This window comes from Rathayibacter sp. VKM Ac-2928, assembly GCF_022815545.1.
Lineage (GTDB): Bacteria > Actinomycetota > Actinomycetes > Actinomycetales > Microbacteriaceae > Rathayibacter > Rathayibacter festucae.
In genome coordinates this window covers 164,958-181,838 of the sequence record NZ_JALGRU010000004.1, presented here as the reverse complement: position 1 = coordinate 181,838, position 16,881 = coordinate 164,958, and the positions used below count along the sequence as shown (strand labels likewise).

Below are 16,881 nucleotides of genomic sequence, written 5' to 3'. Positions count from 1 at the left end.
GGGCCCGGTGCGGGGCAGGCGCGGACCTCAGACCCGGCTCAGCACCCCGTCGCGCTCGACGTACTCCTCGCCGGTCTCCGGGCAGCGCCAGAGAGCGCCGTCCGCACCGTCTCCGGCCGCCTCGAGTCGCGCACCGGCCCGCCCGACCCAGCCGACCCGCCGGGCGGGCACGCCGACCACGAGGGCGAAGGGCGGCACGTCGGCTGCCACCACGGCGCCGGCCGCGACCATCGCCCAGGCACCGATGCGCACCGGAGCGACGCAGACGGCCCGGGCGCCGATCGCCGCGCCCTCCTCCACCACGACCCCGACGGCGTGCCAGTCGTCCGCCGACTTCAGCGCCCCGTCCGGAGTGACGGCGCGGGGCCGCAGGTCGTTCGTGAACACCACGGCGGGGCCGACGAACACCCCGTCGCCGAGCACGGCCGGCTCGTAGACGAGCGCGTGGTTCTGGATCTTGCAGCGGTCGCCGACCACGACGCCGGGGCCGAGGTAGGCGCCCCGGCCGATCACGCAGTCCCGGCCCACCCGGGCCCGCTCGCGCACCTGGGCCAGGTGCCAGACCAGCGTCCCGTCGCCGACCTCGGCGCGCGGATCGACGTCCGCCGACGCCTCGACGCGCGCCGGCCGCAGCGAGCGCCCGAAGCAGACCGAGTGCTCCGAGCCGAGGTAGGAGCCGAACAGCGGGATCGGCGCGTAGCCCTGCCGGGTGTAGAACCGGATCGCGTCCGGCTGCAGCGTGCCCGTCTCCAGCACCAGGCGGACCGCCCCGCGCTCGCGGGCCCTGTCCTCCAGCGCGGCGAGCACGGCCGCGGCGACTCCGGAGCCGCGGGCGGACCGGTCGACGAACATCCGCTTCACCTCGACGACGTCCGGCCCGAGCACCGAGTCCGGCAGCGGGCGCAGCCCGCCGCAGGCCATGGCGGCGCCGCCCTCGTCGACGGCGACGAGGAACACCGGCACGTCCTCGGCGGACGGCGGCGTCCCCGGCTCGTGGTCGTCCGAGCCGTAGCGCTCGTCCAGCTCGACCCGCTGCGCCGACCGCAGGCTCTCGGCCCGGGGGTCCGCCCACTCGACCTCGACGATGCTCCAGCCCATGGCTCCTCCTCCGGCGACCGCGCGGCGAGCCCGCTCGACGGGTCCATCCTGCCCTGCGCCGCGGTCCCGCACCCGGCGGCGACCGGGCGGGACGGCGCTCCCGGTCCCGCCGCCCGGCCGCACTGCTCCGCGCCGCCGTCCTAGAATCAGCGCATGCCCGACGACTCCGCCCCTCTTCCCGCGCCCGGCTGGTACCCGCACCCCGCCGACCTCGGTGCCGAGCTCTACTGGGACGGAGCGGCCTGGACGGATCGCTCGCGCCCCGCCGTGCCGCCCGCTCCCGCCTACGGGACGCCCGAGCCCGAGCAGCCCGCCACCCCCGGCTACGGAGCCGCGCCCGGGTACGGGGCCGCCCCCGGCTACGGAGCCGCCCCGCAGTACCCGGTCGCCCCGGGCTCCGGACCGGCCCCCGGCTACGGCCCGGCCGCCGGCTACGGCGCCGCCCCCGCACGCCGCAACTCCCTCGCGATCGCGAGCCTCGTCCTCGGCATCGCCAGCATCCTGATCAACCCGCTGCTCGTCCCGTCGATCCTCGCGATCGTCTTCGGCGTCCGCGGCCGGGCCGCCTCCGCGCAGCTCGGCGGCCGCGGCTTCGCCACCGCGGGCCTGATCACCGGTGTCATCGGCGTCGTCTTCGGAGTGCTGTCCTTCCTGGCACGCGCCGCCGGGCTCTCCAGCTGACAGGCGTGACGAGGCGGAGCGCCCCCTGGCTCTTCGTCGTCGCCGTGGCCCTGGTCGCGCTGGTCCTCCGCGGCCCGATCGTGGCCGTGGCTCCCGTCATCGACGCGATCCGCGACGACCTCGCGCTCTCCTCCGGCCAGGCGGGCGTCCTCACCAGCATCCCGGTGCTCTGCTTCGCCCTGGCCACGCCGCTGGCCCTGCTCGTGATCCGCCGGGTCGGGCCGGACGCCGCGGTGACCGTCACCGTGCTCGGCGTCGCCCTCGGCACGATCCTGCGCTCGGCCGGCGACGTGGTCTCCGTCGTCGCCGGCACGATCCTCATCGGCGTCTTCATCACCATCGGCAACGTCGTGGTCCCCGTCGTCATCCGCCGCGACGTCGCACCCGAGCGCGTCGACCTCACGACCGGCGTCTACACCGCCGCGCTCAACATCGGCTCGACCATCACCTCGCTCGGCACCGCGCCGCTCGCCCTCGTCCTCGGCTGGCGCGGTGCCCTGCTCGCCTGGCTGGTGCTCAACGTCCTGGCCGTCGCCGGCTGGCTGCTCGCCCGCGGACCCGCCCGGGCCCTCCGCCCCGCCCCGCGCCCGCCGGCCGCGCGCGGACCGCAGGAGCCGGCGCCCCGGATCTGGCGCAGCGCCACCGTGCTCGCGCTCGCGGTCTGCTTCGCCAGCCAGGCCTTCTCCTACTACGGCGTCACCGCCTGGCTGCCCTCGCTCCTGGTCGACCGCAACGGCTTCTCGATCGAGGCGGCCGGAGCGAGCTCCTCCGTCTTCCAGATCGCCGCGATCATCGGCGCGATCGGCGTCCCGCTGGTGGTGCGCCGGCTCCGCCCGCTCGGCAGCATCGTCCTGATCGGCGTGCTCTGGTGCACCGTCCCGCTCGGCCTGCTGCTCGCCCCGCAGCTCTGGGCGCTCTGGTGCCTGCTCGGCGGCGCGGCGCAGGGCGGCGGCATCACCGTCGTCTTCGTCCTGCTCGTGCGCCTCTCCCGCTCCGACCGGCACGCCTCGCGGCTCTCCGCCACCGTGCAGGGCCTCGGCTACGCCGTCGCGGCCACCGCCCCGACCGTGGTCGGCCTCGCGCACGACCTCAGCGGCGGCTGGGACGCCCCGCTGCTGATCGTGCTCACCGCGACCTGCTCCTTCCTGGCCTTCGGGATCCTCGCCGCGAGCCGTCAGGGCCGCAGCGTCTGAGGCACCGGCTGAGGCGCCGTCGCGGGAGCACGGCCCGCGGCCACCCGGTCGACGGCGCTGTCTGAGAGCGCTCCCCTCCCGGATCGGGCGGCGCGGCGTCAAGGGGCCACCGTTCTCCCGCGCGGGGCAATAGCGTGGCGGCATGGCCGAGAAGAGCACGACCCGCGAGAAGACCGCGCCCGAGCCCGACGACGCGCGCAAGCCGGACGACGTCACCGACATCACCAAGCGCTCCTGGTTCTACGTCCTGAAGAAGACCGGACGCGAGTTCGGCGCCGACCAGTGCACCGACCTCGCCGCCGCCCTCACCTACTACGCCGTGCTGGCGCTGTTCCCGGCGCTGCTCGCCATCGTCTCCGTCCTCGGCCTCTTCGGCCAGGCGCAGGCGACCACGCAGACCGTGCTCGACCTGGTCGGCAACCTGGCCTCCGCCGAGGTCGTCGACCTGCTGCGCGACCCGATCCAGTCGCTGGTCAACTCGCCGGCCGCCGGCGTCGCCTTCGTCACCGGTCTCGTCGGCGCGCTCTGGTCCGCCTCCGGCTACGTCGGCGCCTTCGGCCGCGCGATGAACCGCGTCTACGAGATCGACGAGGGCCGCCCGTTCTGGAAGCTGCGCCCGACCATGCTCGGCGTCACCGTCGTCACCGTGATCCTCATCGTCGTCGCCGCGCTCATCCTGGTGCTGAGCGGCCCGGTCGCCACCGCCGTCGGCGACGTCGTCGGTCTCGGCCCCGCCGCGCTGTCGGTCTGGAACATCGCCAAGTGGCCGGTGCTGGTGATCATCGCGGTGCTGACCATCGCGATCCTCTACTACTGGGCGCCGAACATCCGCCAGCCGAAGTTCCGCTGGATCAGCGTCGGCTCGATCCTCGCCCTCGCCATCTGGCTGCTCGCCTCCGTCGGCTTCGCCTTCTACGTCGCCAACTTCTCCAACTACAACAAGACCTACGGCTCGCTCGGTGGCGTGATCGTCTTCCTGCTCTGGATCTGGATCACCAACATCGCCCTGCTCTTCGGCGCCGAGTTCGACGCCGAGCTCGAGCGCGGCCGCGAGCTCCAGGCCGGCATCGAGGCGGAGGAGACCATCCAGCTCCCCCCGCGCGACACCGCCGCGAGCGACAAGAAGGCCGCGGTCCACGAGAAGGACGTGCGCGACGGCCGCTGGCTGCGCCTCTCCAGCGAGAACCGCGGCCAGAAGGGCCCCTCGCAGGACGACGAGGCCGCGAAGGACTCCGAGAAGGCGGCCGCGAAAGACTGAGACACCCGCGGACATGCTGGTCGAGCAACCGCAGCAGGTGGCGCCACGAGCTCATGCCGGTCGAGCAGCCCCGCAGGGGCGTATCGAGACCCACCGCACTCAGCACACCAGCTCCGCGGACTCCTGATCCGACGCCGGCGGATCTCGATACGCCCGCTCAGCGGGCTGCCCGATCAGCATGGCCGAGCTCCCGAGTCGCACTCGGTTCAGGACTCGAGCCGCCACAGCTCCCGGTAGTACTGCGCCCGCTCCTCGTCCGGCTCGATCCCGTACTCGCGGAGCAGCAGCGGCCCCCAGCCCTCGCCGTAGTTCCAGCCGAGGCTGACCGCCGCGACCGCGAGATCCGCCCAGCGATCGCCCACGCCGAGATCGCCCACGTCGACGGAGGCGCACCAGCGGCCGTCGCTGCCGATCAGAGTGTTCGGCGCGCAGGCGTCCCCGTGCACGACGACGGGCTCGTCCAGCGCCGGAGCCGCACCGAGCGCCGCGGGGCGCCGATCGAACCACGAGTCGCCGCGCAGCGCCGCGGGTACGTCGGCCACCGGCAGCGCGTGCACCGCCCGCAGTGCCGCCGCGATCGCCCGCACCGCCTCCTCCGGCCGCGCGATCCACGCCGGAGCGACCGCGCTCGCGCCATCGAGCGGCGCCGTCAGCAGCCACTGCGCCTCGGCGTCCTCCCCGCGCTCGAGGATCCGCGGCACCGGATGCCGTCCGGCGAGCCACTCCAGCCGCACCGCCTCCCGCCCGAGGTCGACGCCGCTCGCCCGCGGGTTCCACTTCAGGTAGCCGTCCCGCACCCGGAAGGTCAGCCCGTCCAGCTGGTTCCGCCACACCAGCTCCGGCGCGACTCCCCCGTTGAGCGCGATCGCCACCTCGGGCACCCGCACCCCGACCATCGACGTCTGCCTGCTCAGATCCGGCCCGCTCATGCCCCCACCCTCCCGCGAGATGCCACTTGTGCACGCAATCCTCGGCGTGTCGTGTGCACAAGTGGCATCTCGCGGGAGGGGTCAGCGCAGGTAGCGGAGGAGGAGGGTGTCGCCGGCAGCCAGCACGTGGGCCAGGCGCATCTCGCGCGGAGTCGCAGCGCCGCGGGCGATGCGGCCGGCGTCGCCCGACTCGAGGGACGGGCTGATCGTCAGGCACAGCTCGTCGACGGCGTCCGCGGCCAGCAGTGTGCCGAGGAGGCCCGGACCGCCCTCGCAGTGGATCCGGCCGAGCCCGCGCTCGACGAGCGCCGCGCGCATCCGTCCCGCGTCCAGCGCGTCCTCGCCGCAGACCAGCACGTCGGCCACCTCCGCCAGCTCCGCGCGCCGCCGCTCCGGCGACGCCCCGGTCGTCACGACGATCGGCCGCACCGGCGCCTCCGTGAAGATCCGCGACCCGGGATCGAGGTCCAGCGACCCCGACACGATCGCGAACACCGGGTGCGGAGGCAGCCCCGCCGCCGTCCGCGCCGCCGCGGCCTCGTCGCCGAGCACCATCGGCCCGTAGCCCTCGGTCCGCACTGTGCCCGCCGCGACGAGCACCACGTCGGCCAGACGCCGCAGCAGGTCGAAGACCCGCAGATCCGCCTCCCCGCCCAGCGCCCCCGAGACCCCCTCGCGGGTCACCGCGCCGTCGATACTCGAGACGAAGTTCACCCGCAGCCACGCGTCACCGGCGCCGTCCGCGTAGGCCGCGAGCAGCTGCTCGTCGTCGAGGTCCTGGGCGGGCGCCGGCCGGAGCCGGTCGATCGCCGCGCTCACGCGCGGTCCGCCGTCTCGCCGGCCGCGACGTTGTGCCGCAGATACGCCGGCGCCCGCCAGCCGAGCACCGCCTCCGTCAGCCGCACCGCGTCCACCGCCTGCCGCACGTCGTGCATCCGCACGATCCGCGCGCCGTTCAGGATGCAGATCACCGCCGCCGCCAGCGATCCCTCCAGCCGCTCGCCCTGCGGCCGGTCCAGGGTCTCGCCGATGAAGTCCTTGTTCGACACCGCCGCGAGCACCGGCAGCCCGAGCACCGCCAGCTCCCCCAGCCGCCGCGTCAGCTCCAGCGTGTGCAGCGTGTTCTTGTTGAGGTCGTGCCCCGGATCGACGATCAGCCGGTCGTCGGGGATCCCCGCGGCCCGCGCACGGTCCACCCGGACGCGCAGGTGCTCGATCACCTCGGCCACGACGTCGTCGTACTGCGGCGCCGTGGGCTCGCTGCGCGGCGCACCGACGCTGTGGGTGACGACGAGCTGGGCGGAGGAGCCCGCGAGCACCGCGAGCATCCCGGGATCGTGCAGCCCGCTGGTGTCATTGACGACGGAGGCGCCCTCGGCGATGCTCGCCCGGGCCACCTCGGCGCGGGTCGTGTCGACGGAGATCACCACGTCGCTGCGCCCGTGGATGGCCGCGACCACCGGCACCACCCGGTCCAGCTCCTCCTGCAGCGAGACGGCGGGCCCGCGGCCGAACGGCACTCCGCCGATGTCGACCCAGTCGGCGCCCTGCTCGGCGGCCCGCACCGCGGCGTCGACGGCCCGGTCGAGCGCGAAGGTGGAGCCCTTGTCGTAGAAGGAGTCCGGCGTGCGGTTCACGACCGCCATCACCGCGACCTCCCGCTCGAAGTCGAACCCGCGTCCGCCGATCGTGCGCCTCATCGTCCGTCGTCCCTCCGGCTGCCCGCGCCGAGCGAGCGTCGGCGCGCTCACCCTAGACGAGCCGCATCGGCGAGGGCTGCGGCGGCAGCAGCGGCGGCGTCGCGGCGTCCTCGAGCAGCACCTGGAAGAGCAGGTGGTCCTGCCACTCCCCCGCGATCCGCAGGTAGCGCCGGGCCACTCCGATCCGCTCGAAGCCGTTGCGCTCGAGCACCGTCTGCGAGCCGACGTTGTGCAGCAGCGTGCCCGCCTGCACCCGGTGCAGCCGCAGCTCGTCGCGGGCGAGGCCGAGGGTCGCGCCGACCGCGCGGGTCATCACCCCGCGGCCCTCCAGCTCGCCGTCGACCCAGTAGCCGAGGTCCGCGCTGTCGAAGGCGCCGCGCACCACGTTCGAGAGCGTCACCCGCCCGACGAGCTCGTCGCCGCGCTCGAGCACCAGCGGGAGCAGCGCACCGGACCGGTGCCCGTGCAGCGCGTCGGCGATCGCGTCGGTCTGCCCGCCGGCCTCGAAGAACCGCGCCGACCGCAGCGGCTCCCAGGGCGCGAGGCGGCGCCGGTTGCGGCGGTACGCCTCGGCGAGCGCGGGACCGTCCTCGCGGACGATCAGGCGGAGGACGGTGCCGTGACCGACGGCGATCGAGGCTGACACCCTGCGAGGCTAGACCGATCCGGTCCGTTAACGCACGAACCCCCGGCCGGGGCCGGGGGTGTCGTCGTGGTGGGCGATACTGGGATCGAACCAGTGACCTCTTCCGTGTCAGGGAAGCGCGCTACCGCTGCGCCAATCGCCCGCTGCCCCCGGAGGAGCGCCTCGCTCGGTGAACGATCGAGGTGGATACGGGATTCGAACCCGTGTATACGGCTTTGCAGGCCGCTGCCTCGCCTCTCGGCCAATCCACCGTGTACGGGATTCGGTGTCGGCGGCCCCTCGGAGCGTGAGCTCCCGGGGCCTACCAGGTGAAACACCGGCCCGAGGGCCGGTTCTTCGAGCGGATGACGAGATTCGAACTCGCGACCCTCACCTTGGCAAGGTGATGCGCTACCACTGCGCCACATCCGCATGATGTGTTGGATTCCTGTCTTGCTGCCGATTGCTGGTCTTGCCTGTCTCCCCGGCGCTTTCGCTGCCCGGCTCGACCTAGAAGACTGTATCCGAACGCCGCGCGAACTTCCAAATCGACGGCGCCCCGATTCATGCACCGCGACGCCGGACCCGCGTCGTTCCGCGCGAAACCGGCCCGCAACCCGCTGTTCACCCGGGCGTGGCGCGCCGTTCCCGGTGCATCGGAGCGCCGCGGATCCGCTACGATCGTTTCTCGGGTCGTCCACAAGACGGCCGTCAGGGCGATTGGCGCAGTTGGTAGCGCGCTTCCTTCACACGGAAGAGGTCATCGGTTCGAGTCCGGTATCGCCCACCACACTCCTCCCTCCACCTTCCGCATCTCCACCCGCGCATCTCCACACCACCCGCGCATCTCCACACCGCGGAGGCACTCTCGTGATGGGTCGCTCCCACGCCGTCTCCGGCGCGCTCGCCTGGTCCGTCGTCACGACCGTCCCGGCCCTCGCCGCGCCGCTCGGCCTCGCCGGCCTGCCGCTCGACCTGCGGCTCGTCGGTCTCGGCGTCGCCGCCGGCTGGGCACTCGTCCCGGACGCCGATCACGCCCGGGCGACGATCTCGCGCTCGGCACCCGGCGCGTCCCTCCTCACCGCGACCGCCGGCCGCATCAGCGGCGGCCACCGGCACGGGATGCACTCCCTGCTCGCCGTGGCCGTCGTCTGGTACCTGATCCCGCTCCTGGTCGCCCTGCGCTTCCCCGTGCCGCTCGTCGGCCCGGTCTCGCTGGCCGCCGTGCTCACCCTGCCGGCGATCGCCTTCGCCGCGAAGGCGGTCAGGGCGGCGCCCTCCTGGCCGATCGCCTGGGCCGGTGCGCTCGTCGTGACCGTGCTCCTGGTCACCCTCGCCGACGGCACCTGGGCCTGGCTGCAGGTCGCCGCGACCCTCGGCTACCTCGTGCACGTCGCCGGCGACGCCCTCACCACCGAGGGGATCAACTGGCTCTGGCCGCTGCGGATCCGCTCCCCGCGCTGGGTGCGCCGCACGCCCGTGCTGAGGCGGCTCTGGACGTCCGGCGGCTACGCCGCGATCCCCGTCCTCGGCTCGGCCGGCTCCTGGCGCGAGACGATCCTCTACTGGCTGATGTCGGCCGCCACGATCGTGCTGACGGCCTGGCTGCTCGCGGAGGAGCTCCTCTGATCCGGGCGGAAGCTCTTAGTACACCGCGCCCGGGTTCATGATCCCCAGCGGATCGAACACCGCCTTGATCCCGCGCTGCAGCGCCATGGAGTCCTCGCCGAGCTCCTCCGCGAGCCAGCGGCGCTTCAGCAGCCCCACCCCGTGCTCCCCGGTGAGGGTGCCGCCGAGCGCGAGCGCCGTGCGGAACAGCTCGCCCGCCGCCGCCCAGACCTCCTCGCCGACCCCGTCGGACCCGGCTGGCACGACGAAGTTCGGGTGCAGGTTGCCGTCGCCCGCGTGGGCCACGGTCGGGATGCTCAGCCCGGTGCGCTCCTCGATCCCGCGGATCGCGGCGAACATCGCGGGCAGCGCCGAGCGCGGCACGCAGACGTCCTCGATCAGCACCTCGCCCTCGGCCTCGAGCGCGGGATGGAAGGCCCGCCGCACCGCGAGCAGCGCCTCGCCCGCCACCGGGTCGTCCGTCGACTCGGCGTCCCCGCCGGCCCCGGTGACGATCGCGAGGATCCGGCGCGCCTCGTCCTCCGCTCCCCCGCCGTCCGTCTGCACGAGCAGGTAGGCGGCGCCGCGGTCGAGCTGTGCGCCCGTGTAGCGGCCGATCGCGGCGAGCGCCCCCTCGTCCATCAGCTCCATCACCGCCGGTCGCAGCCGGGCCGCCGTGATCGCTGCCGAGGCGGCCGCGGCCGCGACGACACTCGGGAAGTACGCGCCGATCGTCACGACGCGGCCCGCGGGGATCGGCCGGAGCTTCACCGTCGCCTCGACGATCACCCCGAGTGTCCCCTCCGAGCCGGTGAGCAGCGCCGTGAGGTCGTAGCCGGCGACGCCCTTCACGCTGCGCCGCCCGGTCCGCACCAGGCGCCCGTCGGCCAGCACGACGGCCAGACCGAGCACCGCCTCGCGGGTGACCCCGTACTTCGCGCAGAGCAGCCCGCCCGCGTTGGTGGCGATGTTGCCGCCGATGCTCGAGATCGCCTTGCTCGCCGGGTCGGGCGAGAAGATCAGCCCGTCCGCGGCGACCGCGTCGGACAGCGCCTGATTGAGCACGCCCGGCTCGACCACCGCGAGCTCGTCCTCGAGCGAGATCTCCAGGATGCGGTCCATGGCCGCCGTCGAGAGCACGATCGCGCCGTCGCGCCCGACGGCCCCCGCGGCGAGCCCCGTCCCCGCACCGCGCGGGACGACCGGCACCCGGTGCTCGGTGGCGAGCCGGAGCGTCGCCTGCACGTCGGCGACCGAGCGCGCGCGGACCAGCGCGAGCGCGCGTCCGCCGGCGGTCCACCCCGACTTGTCGGTGTGCGCGGACTCGAAGTCCGGCCCCTCGGTCGTCACCGCGTCGCCGAGCTCCTCGCGCAGCCTCCGGAGGACGAGCGCACCGCCGACGGCCTCGGCACCGGTTCCGGTGTGAACGGTCTCGGCGGCGCTGGTCTCGGTACGGCTGGTCTCGGTGCTGCTCATGCGGGTCACTCCGGGCGGATCGCGGGTCGGCCCCTCGATCCTTCCACGGCGGCCCGGGCAGGCGGCAGGATGGGCGGATGAGCGGAGCGCGGCGATGACGGGACCCACGAGCGCGGGGATCCTCCTGCACCGGCTGCGCGGCGGCGAGCGCGAGGTGTTCCTCGGCCGGATGGGCGGCCCACTGTGGACCCGCCGCCCGCGGGCCTGGTCGATCCCCAAGGGCCTGCACACGCCCGAGGAGGCACCGCTCGACGCCGCTCGGCGCGAGTTCGAGGAGGAGATCGGCGTCGCCGCCCCGGACCTCGACTACGCGCTCCTCGGCGCCTACCGCCAGCGCTCCGGGAAGACCGTCACCGTCTTCGCCGCCGAGTGCGCCGCCGACATCGCCTTCGTCGCCAGCAACACCTTCGAGCTCGAGTGGCCGCGCGGCTCCGGAGTGATCCGCGCCTACCCGGAGATCGAGCGTGCGGAGTGGCTGCCGCTCGATCGCGCCCGCGAGGAGATCACCGCCGGGCAGGTGCCCGCGCTCGACGATCTCGAGCGGGCCCTGACCGCGACGGACCGACCGGCGGCCGAGCGCTCGGGAGCGCAGGACTCGGCTCAGTAGTCGAGGACGTCCAAAGGGATCGCCAGGTCGTCGTCGGTCGCCATCGGCACGGGCCGGCCGAGTCGGCGGGCGCGGTCGGCCAGCTCCGCGACCAGCGCCTCGTCGACGATCTCCGCGGCGTCCTCGGGCTCGTCCTCGACGAGCATCTGGCTCGACGGTCCGAGCAGCAGCCGGGCCGTCAGCACGCCGCCCCCGCGCCGGACGGGGATCTCCACCGTGGCCGCGGTCGCCGTCGAGGCGAGCATCCGGGCGTACTCGAGCACCGCGTCCGCGATGTCGTCCCCGGTGAGGACGCTCCCCTCGGCGTAGTGGATGCGTCGCACGGCGGACTCCTTCAGTCGGCGGAGCGGCCGGCTGCAGGAGAGCCCGGCCGGCTCCCTCCCCAGGGTGGCACGCGCTCCCCGGCGCGCAGGCGGATCGGCGGACATCCGCCGGGGGCTTTACTTCCCGGCACCGCCCCCGCCGTGCCCGCGGTCGTCGGCCGCCGAGTAGACCCGCAGCGCCAGTGGCACGATCCGGACCCTCGCCTCGTGGAACCCGTCCGGCTCGCCGTCGAACACCTCGCTCTCGCCGTCGTGCGCCCACTCCGGGTCCACGCCGGCCGGTCGCCGCGCGCCGACCACGACGCCCGCGGTGCTGGCCGACTCGACCACCGGCGCGCGCCAGCCGGGCACCCGCCCGACCACCGGCGTCGCGCCCCGCCCGAGCGCCAGCGACACCGCGCCGCGGGTCCGGGGCGTCCGTCCCGAGTGCAGCACGCGGATGTCGAGCTGCCCGTCGTCCAGGCGCCGGCGGGCGAGCGGCGTCGCGGTGCGCGGGTGCTCCCGGTTCACTCCGACGAAGTACGACCAGACCAGCTCCGTCCGCCCGTCGCGCCGCAGCTCGAACGGGTCGGTCGAGCGCACCACCTCGAAGGCGGCGAGGACCGCGGCGAGCGGCTTGCCGATCACCTTCTCGCGCTTCTCCCGCGCGGCCACGAACTCCGGGTACAGCCCGATCGAGACGGTGTTCAGCACCGTGACCGGCTCGGCGTCCCCGGCCGTCACCTCGGCCACATCGACGTCGCGGCGCTCGCCGTGCGCCGCCGCGTCGAGCGCGTCCTGGATCGTCACCAGGCCCAGCGCCTTGGCGAAGTGGTTCATCGTCCCGCCCGGCAGCACCAGGAGCGTCATCCCCTCGGCCCGCGCGAGCCCCGCGCCGACCGCCATCGTCCCGTCGCCGCCGTAGACGCCCAGCACCTCGGGCGGAGCGTCGCCGGCGCGCGCCGAGCGCACCACGTCGCCGAGGTCCTCGCCCTCGGCCAGCCGGTGCACCCGCGCCGCGGGAAAGCGCTGCAGGAGGAGCGGCTCCGGATCCGGCCGGTGCGAGTCGCGCCCGGCGCTCGGGTTGAGCACCACCAGCAGGCCGGCACCGTCGCCGAGCGGACGCACGTCGACCGGCGGCCGGCTCGTCCGCTCCGAGACGGGGACGTGCCGCGGGCGCGCCGGCACCAGCACCTTCCCGAGGCCCGCGACGGCCGCGCCGAGCGCCGCTCCGCCGACCACGTCGGAGAGCCAGTGCACCCCGACGTGCAGGCGCGAGAAGGCGACGGCCGCGGCGAGCGGCGCGACGGCGAGTCCCACCCGCGGGTTCTCGAGCGCGACCCCGGCGGCGAAGGCGGCGGCACTCGCCGCGTGGCCGGAGGGGAAGCTCGGCGAGGTGGGCACGCGGGCGAGCCGCCGCCCCACCGGCACATCCACCACGAGCGGCCGGACCCCGCCGAAGAGCTGCTTGCCGACGAGGTTCGCCGCGGCGCTCGCCGCCGCCAGCGACGCCGCTCCCCGCGCCGCCTCGCGGGGCCGGCCGGCCAGGAGCAGCAGCGCCCCGAGCCCGAACCAGAGCACCCCGTGATCGGCGGCGCGCGAGAGCCCGACCAGCGCTCCGTCCACGAGCGGCACCGGACGGCGCGCGTTGAGCTTCCGGGCGGCGCGGGCATCGGCCCGGCGCACGGCGCGCGGCACCGCGAGGACGCGCCGGAGCAGGACGGACGGGGGTCGGGTTCCGCGCAGAGGCATGCCTCCAGGGTAGGAGGCGCCTTCCGCGACTCCCTGAGCCCTGGGCGGCTAGACCTCGCCGAAGCCCGACTCGACCAGGTCGGCGAGCCGCCCCACGGCCTCCTCCGCCTCGGCGCCGGTCGCCGAGATCGCGACCTCGTCGCCGCGGTCGAGCCCGAGCGACATCACGCCGAGCAGGCTCGTCGCGTCCTTGCCGTTCACGTCGATCCGCGCGTCGAAGCGGGTGGCGAGGGTGACGAAGTCGGCGGCCGGCCGGGCGTGCAGCCCGTTCGGGTTGATCAGCCGCACCGTCCGCCGCACGCTCGCCGACTCGGCGGGGGCCGCGGGCGACTCGGCGAGCAGCGCGCCCCGCGCCGACTCCGCCGCCGCGAGCACGTCCGCCAGCGCGGCACCGGTGCCCGCCGCCACGGCCGCCGCCACGGCACCCTCCACGAGCGGCGCGTCCGCGATCCGGACCCGCTCCCGCGCCTCGTCGTCCAGGAACTCCACCGCGGTCTCCGCGGTCATGATCGCCGAGCCGAGGTCGCAGAGCACTACGGCGCCCTCGCCGGAGTCGGCCTCGGCCAGCGCCGCGGTGATCCGCTCGAAGCTCGTCCCGATCCCGCCGTCGTCCGTGCCGCCCGCGGCGATCAGCGCGACGTCGGGCGCCATCTGCGCCGCCAAATCCACGAGTCCCTCGGCCAGTCGCGCGCTGTGCGAGACGAGGACGAGCCCGACGCTCACGCCGCCGCCTCGGCCGCGGCGCGCAGCAGCAGGACGCTCGACACGCTGCCCGGATCGCGGTGCCCGACGGCCCGCTCGCCCAGGTAGCTCGCCCGGCCCTTCCGTGCGACGAGCGGGTCGGTCGACTCCGCTCCGCCCTGTGCCGCGTCCGCTGCCGCGGCGAGCACGGCGGCCGCCGAGGAGCCGTCGGCCGAGGCGGCCTGCGCGGCCTCGACCGCCGGCGTCCACGCGTCCACCATCGTCTTGTCGCCGACCTCGGCCTTGCCGCGCAGCACGATCCCGTCGCGCGCCGCCGCGAGCAGGGCCGCGACCGCGGCACCGTCGAGCGACTCCTGCCCGGTGACCGCGCCGGACGCCTTGAGGAACGCGGTGCCGAACAGCGGCCCGGAGGCTCCGCCCACCGTCGAGATCAGCGTGGTCGCCACCAGCTTGAGCACCTCGGCCGGAGTCGCGAGCTCGGCAGCCGCGTCGAGCTTCGCGACCACGGCCTGGAAGCCGCGGTCCATGTTCTCGCCGTGGTCGCCGTCGCCGATCGCGCGGTCGAGCGTGATCAGCTCCACCCGGTGCTCCGAGACCGCCTGCGCCGCGGCCCGGATCCACACCACCGCCCATGCCGCGTCGAGCCCCTGCGCTCCCTGTCCGTCCTGCATCGATCCGTCCTCTTTCCCTGTGTCGCCTCTGCGACCGTCGTGTCGTCGTGCGGTCGTGTCGTCGTGTGCGCGCCGCTGTCCGGGCCGGGCGCCCGCCCTCTGCTCGGGGCCGCTCAGCGCCCCCAGCGCAGCGCCGCGGTCTGCACCGGTGCGTCCCAGAGCTCCGTCAGCGCGTCGTCCAGCTTCAGCAGCGTGATCGAGACCCCCTGCATCTCCAGCGAGGTGACGTAGCTGCCGACCAGGCTGCGCCGCACCGTCACGCCCTTCTCGGCCAGCACCTCCGCGGCTCGCCGGTAGACGAGGTAGAGCTCGACCTGCGGGGTGCCGCCCAGTCCGTTGACGAAGAGGAGCACGTCGTCGCCGGAGGAGAAGGGCAGGTCCTCGAGGATCGGCGCGAGCAGGCGGTCGACGATCCGGTCGGCCGGCTCGAGCGGGATCCGCTCGCGGCCGGGCTCGCCGTGGATGCCGATGCCGATCTCGATCTCGTCCTCGGCCAGCTCGAAGCTCGGCTCCCCCGCGTGCGGCACCGTGCAGGGCCGCAGCGCGACGCCCATCGAGCGGACGTTCGCGATCACCGTCTCGGCGATCGCCGCCACCTCGTCCAGCGAGTCGCCGCGCTCGGCCGCCGCTCCGGCGATCTTCTCCACCATCACGGTCCCGGCCACGCCGCGGCGCCCCGCCGTGTAGAGGGAGTCCTTGACGGCCACGTCGTCGTCGACGATCACCGAGCGGACCTCCACGTCGTCGGCGAGGGCCAGGTCGGCCGCCGTCTCGAAGTTGAGCACGTCGCCGGTGTAGTTCTTCACGATGTGCAGGACGCCCGCACCGCCGTCGACCGCCTTCGTGGCGGCGACGATCGGATCGGGAGTGGGCGAGGTGAACACGGGCCCGGGCACTGCGGCATCGAGCATGCCGACGCCGACGAAGCCGGCGTGCAGGGGCTCGTGCCCGCTGCCGCCGCCGCTGACGATGCCGACCTTCCCCTGCCGAGGAGCGTCGATGCGCACCACGAACAGCGGATCGGGCTCGACCCGCACCAGGTCGGCGTGCGCGAGGCCGAATCCGGCCACGGACTCCGCGACGACGTTCTTCGGGTCGTTGATGAGCTTCTTCATCGAGGTCTCCTCCAGGGCGCTCCGCTCCGTCGCGGACAGCGGCTCCACGTTACGCCCGCCGTCCCGGCTCGCGCAGGCCCGGCCGCGCGGCTCAGGCGCCGCGCCGGGTCTCCTCGACCCACTGGTCCAGCTTCGCCGTCGCGGCACCCGAGTCGACCGCCTGCGCGGCGCGGTCGAGCGCCGAGCGGAGGCGGTCGAGGATCGCCGTCCGGATCAGCCCCGGGTCGCGCGCCAGATCGAACGCGATCAGTCCCGCCGCCGCGTTCAGCAGCACGATGTCCCGCACCGGCCCCTCCTCGCCGGCCAGGACCGAGCGCACCACCTGCGCATTGTAGGCGGCGTCGCGCCCGCGGAGCTGGTCGATGCTCGCGCGGCGCAGGCCGAGGTCGCGCGGGTCGAGGTCGTGCTCGACGACCGAGCCGCGCGAGACCTCCCAGATGTGGCTGTGTCCAGTGGTGGTCAGCTCGTCGAGACCGTCGTCGCCGCGGAAGACGAGCGCGGTCGCACCGCGGGTCTGGAACACCCCGACGAAGAGCGGGACCCGGTCCAGGTGCGCGACCCCGACGGCGGACGCCTCCGGCCGCGCCGGGTTGCAGAGCGGCCCGAGGAAGTTGAAGACGGTCGGCACGCCCAGCTCGGCCCGCACGGGCCCGGCGTGGCGGAACCCCGGGTGGAACATCGCGGCGAAGACGAAGGCGATCCCCGTCCGGCGGAACACCTCGGCCACCCGGTCGGCGGAGAGCGTCAGATCGACGCCGAGCGCCGCGAGCACGTCGGAGGAGCCCGATGAGGAGGACGCCGCGCGGTTCCCGTGCTTGATGACCGGCGTTCCCGCGGCCGCCGCGATGATCGACGCGGTGGAGGAGATGTTGACCGTGCCGAAGCGGTCCCCGCCGGTCCCGACGATGTCGAGGGCCATCGGATCCACGTCCAGCGGCACCGCGTGCTCGAGGATCGCGTCGCGGAAGCCGACGATCTCGTCGACCGTCTCGCCCTTGGCGCGCAGCGCGATCAGCAGGCCCGCGAGCTGCGCCGGCGTGGCCTCGCCCTGCATCACCCGCTCCATGGCCCAGGTCGCCTCCGACACCGAGAGATCGGAGGAGTCGAGGAGGGAGCCGAGAATGAGCGGCCAGGACAGGGTTTCCGACATGGCTCTCAGATTAT

At 74.6% G+C, this 16,881-nt stretch carries 17 protein-coding genes, 4 tRNA genes and 1 pseudogene; 6 read left to right on the top strand and 16 right to left on the bottom strand.

Annotated features, from left to right (window positions below):
• Nucleotides 1–27: 27 nt before the first annotated feature.
• Together MT350_RS15390 and MT350_RS20210 are read right to left on the bottom strand one after the other, a co-directional pair.
• Complete coding sequence (locus MT350_RS15390; protein WP_243600277.1) at nt 28–633, bottom strand: acyltransferase; 606 nt, start codon at nt 631–633, stop codon at nt 28–30.
• 72 nt (nt 634–705) lie between these two features.
• Nucleotides 706–1,098 (bottom strand): annotated as a pseudogene (locus tag MT350_RS20210) (GNAT family N-acetyltransferase); the annotation flags it as partial.
• Between the two features lie 153 nt (nt 1,099–1,251).
• Between MT350_RS20210 and MT350_RS15380 the strand changes: the two are divergent.
• The 3 genes from MT350_RS15380 to MT350_RS15370 all read left to right on the top strand — a co-directional run bounded on the left by MT350_RS15380 (nt 1,252) and on the right by MT350_RS15370 (nt 4,230).
• Nucleotides 1,252–1,779 (top strand): DUF4190 domain-containing protein, encoded by a 528-nt coding sequence (locus tag MT350_RS15380; protein ID WP_127886932.1) that lies wholly within the window; start codon nt 1,252–1,254, stop codon nt 1,777–1,779.
• 5 nt (nt 1,780–1,784) lie between these two features.
• The gene (locus MT350_RS15375; protein ID WP_243599914.1) at nt 1,785–2,972 is read left to right on the top strand and encodes a CynX/NimT family MFS transporter; all 1,188 of its coding nucleotides are present in this window, start codon (nt 1,785–1,787) and stop codon (nt 2,970–2,972) included.
• 142 nt (nt 2,973–3,114) lie between these two features.
• Nucleotides 3,115–4,230, top strand: coding sequence for a YihY/virulence factor BrkB family protein (locus MT350_RS15370; RefSeq protein WP_123735867.1), 1,116 nt, complete (start codon nt 3,115–3,117; stop codon nt 4,228–4,230).
• A gap of 206 nt (nt 4,231–4,436) precedes the next feature.
• On the opposite strand, the gene MT350_RS15365 is transcribed toward MT350_RS15370, so the two are convergent.
• The 7 genes from MT350_RS15365 to MT350_RS15335 all read right to left on the bottom strand — a co-directional run bounded on the left by MT350_RS15365 (nt 4,437) and on the right by MT350_RS15335 (nt 7,916).
• The gene (locus tag MT350_RS15365) at nt 4,437–5,159 is read right to left on the bottom strand and encodes a phosphotransferase (RefSeq protein WP_243599913.1); all 723 of its coding nucleotides are present in this window, start codon (nt 5,157–5,159) and stop codon (nt 4,437–4,439) included.
• 81 nt (nt 5,160–5,240) lie between these two features.
• Nucleotides 5,241–5,978 carry a pyrimidine reductase family protein gene (locus MT350_RS15360; protein ID WP_243599912.1) on the bottom strand — a complete coding sequence of 246 codons (738 nt, stop codon included), beginning with the start codon at nt 5,976–5,978 and terminating at the stop codon, nt 5,241–5,243.
• Nucleotides 5,975–6,859: a dihydropteroate synthase gene (folP, locus tag MT350_RS15355; protein WP_243599911.1), complete on the bottom strand. Its 885-nt coding sequence runs from the start codon at nt 6,857–6,859 to the stop codon at nt 5,975–5,977. Before folP ends, MT350_RS15360 begins: the two co-directional genes overlap by 4 nt.
• A 52-nt stretch (nt 6,860–6,911) precedes the next feature.
• Nucleotides 6,912–7,505 (bottom strand): GNAT family N-acetyltransferase, encoded by a 594-nt coding sequence (locus MT350_RS15350; protein WP_243599910.1) that lies wholly within the window; start codon nt 7,503–7,505, stop codon nt 6,912–6,914.
• A 67-nt stretch (nt 7,506–7,572) separates the two neighbouring features.
• Nucleotides 7,573–7,647, bottom strand: a tRNA-Val gene (locus tag MT350_RS15345).
• A gap of 38 nt (nt 7,648–7,685) precedes the next feature.
• Nucleotides 7,686–7,756, bottom strand: a tRNA-Cys gene (locus tag MT350_RS15340).
• Nucleotides 7,757–7,844: 88 nt separating this feature from the next.
• Nucleotides 7,845–7,916 (bottom strand) — tRNA-Gly (locus MT350_RS15335).
• A gap of 282 nt (nt 7,917–8,198) precedes the next feature.
• On the opposite strand from MT350_RS15335, the gene MT350_RS15330 reads away from it, so the two are divergent.
• Nucleotides 8,199–8,274, top strand: a tRNA-Val gene (locus MT350_RS15330).
• Between the two features lie 83 nt (nt 8,275–8,357).
• Complete coding sequence (locus MT350_RS15325; RefSeq protein WP_127886939.1) at nt 8,358–9,113, top strand: metal-dependent hydrolase; 756 nt, start codon at nt 8,358–8,360, stop codon at nt 9,111–9,113.
• A 15-nt stretch (nt 9,114–9,128) separates the two neighbouring features.
• On the opposite strand, the gene MT350_RS15320 is transcribed toward MT350_RS15325, so the two are convergent.
• Nucleotides 9,129–10,568 (bottom strand): FAD-binding oxidoreductase, encoded by a 1,440-nt coding sequence (locus MT350_RS15320; protein WP_243599909.1) that lies wholly within the window; start codon nt 10,566–10,568, stop codon nt 9,129–9,131.
• Between the two features lie 94 nt (nt 10,569–10,662).
• On the opposite strand from MT350_RS15320, the gene MT350_RS15315 reads away from it, so the two are divergent.
• The gene (locus MT350_RS15315) at nt 10,663–11,175 is read left to right on the top strand and encodes an NUDIX domain-containing protein (RefSeq protein WP_243599908.1); all 513 of its coding nucleotides are present in this window, start codon (nt 10,663–10,665) and stop codon (nt 11,173–11,175) included.
• Here the strand turns inward: MT350_RS15315 and MT350_RS15310 are convergent.
• The 6 genes from MT350_RS15310 to trpD all read right to left on the bottom strand — a co-directional run bounded on the left by MT350_RS15310 (nt 11,169) and on the right by trpD (nt 16,867).
• Complete coding sequence (locus MT350_RS15310; RefSeq protein WP_123735875.1) at nt 11,169–11,498, bottom strand: hypothetical protein; 330 nt, start codon at nt 11,496–11,498, stop codon at nt 11,169–11,171. The genes MT350_RS15315 and MT350_RS15310 overlap by 7 nt on opposite strands.
• Nucleotides 11,499–11,615: 117 nt before the next feature.
• Nucleotides 11,616–13,229 carry a bifunctional phosphatase PAP2/diacylglycerol kinase family protein gene (locus tag MT350_RS15305; protein ID WP_243599907.1) on the bottom strand — a complete coding sequence of 538 codons (1,614 nt, stop codon included), beginning with the start codon at nt 13,227–13,229 and terminating at the stop codon, nt 11,616–11,618.
• A gap of 48 nt (nt 13,230–13,277) precedes the next feature.
• The gene (dhaM, locus tag MT350_RS15300) at nt 13,278–13,952 is read right to left on the bottom strand and encodes a dihydroxyacetone kinase phosphoryl donor subunit DhaM (RefSeq protein ID WP_243599906.1); all 675 of its coding nucleotides are present in this window, start codon (nt 13,950–13,952) and stop codon (nt 13,278–13,280) included.
• Complete coding sequence (gene dhaL / locus MT350_RS15295; protein ID WP_243616242.1) at nt 13,949–14,602, bottom strand: dihydroxyacetone kinase subunit DhaL; 654 nt, start codon at nt 14,600–14,602, stop codon at nt 13,949–13,951. Before dhaL ends, dhaM begins: the two co-directional genes overlap by 4 nt.
• 113 nt (nt 14,603–14,715) lie before the next feature.
• Nucleotides 14,716–15,717: a dihydroxyacetone kinase subunit DhaK gene (dhaK, locus tag MT350_RS15290; RefSeq protein WP_243616241.1), complete on the bottom strand. Its 1,002-nt coding sequence runs from the start codon at nt 15,715–15,717 to the stop codon at nt 14,716–14,718.
• Nucleotides 15,718–15,808: 91 nt separating this feature from the next.
• A complete protein-coding gene (gene trpD, locus MT350_RS15285) occupies nt 15,809–16,867 on the bottom strand; it encodes an anthranilate phosphoribosyltransferase (RefSeq protein WP_123735877.1) in 1,059 nt (352 codons plus the stop codon).
• Nucleotides 16,868–16,881: the final 14 nt, after the last annotated feature.

Coding starts and splice junctions, on each gene's coding strand:
- MT350_RS15365 (WP_243599913.1), bottom strand. CDS start 5,159: ATGAGCGGGCCGGATCTGAGCAGGCAGACGTCGATGGTCGGGGTGCGG.
- dhaK (WP_243616241.1), bottom strand. CDS start 15,717: ATGAAGAAGCTCATCAACGACCCGAAGAACGTCGTCGCGGAGTCCGTG.
- MT350_RS15370 (WP_123735867.1), top strand. CDS start 3,115: ATGGCCGAGAAGAGCACGACCCGCGAGAAGACCGCGCCCGAGCCCGAC.
- MT350_RS15325 (WP_127886939.1), top strand. CDS start 8,358: ATGGGTCGCTCCCACGCCGTCTCCGGCGCGCTCGCCTGGTCCGTCGTC.
- MT350_RS15380 (WP_127886932.1), top strand. CDS start 1,252: ATGCCCGACGACTCCGCCCCTCTTCCCGCGCCCGGCTGGTACCCGCAC.
- MT350_RS15305 (WP_243599907.1), bottom strand. CDS start 13,229: ATGCCTCTGCGCGGAACCCGACCCCCGTCCGTCCTGCTCCGGCGCGTC.
- MT350_RS15320 (WP_243599909.1), bottom strand. CDS start 10,568: ATGAGCAGCACCGAGACCAGCCGTACCGAGACCAGCGCCGCCGAGACC.
- dhaL (WP_243616242.1), bottom strand. CDS start 14,602: ATGCAGGACGGACAGGGAGCGCAGGGGCTCGACGCGGCATGGGCGGTG.
- folP (WP_243599911.1), bottom strand. CDS start 6,859: ATGAGGCGCACGATCGGCGGACGCGGGTTCGACTTCGAGCGGGAGGTC.
- trpD (WP_123735877.1), bottom strand. CDS start 16,867: ATGTCGGAAACCCTGTCCTGGCCGCTCATTCTCGGCTCCCTCCTCGAC.
- MT350_RS15315 (WP_243599908.1), top strand. CDS start 10,663: ATGACGGGACCCACGAGCGCGGGGATCCTCCTGCACCGGCTGCGCGGC.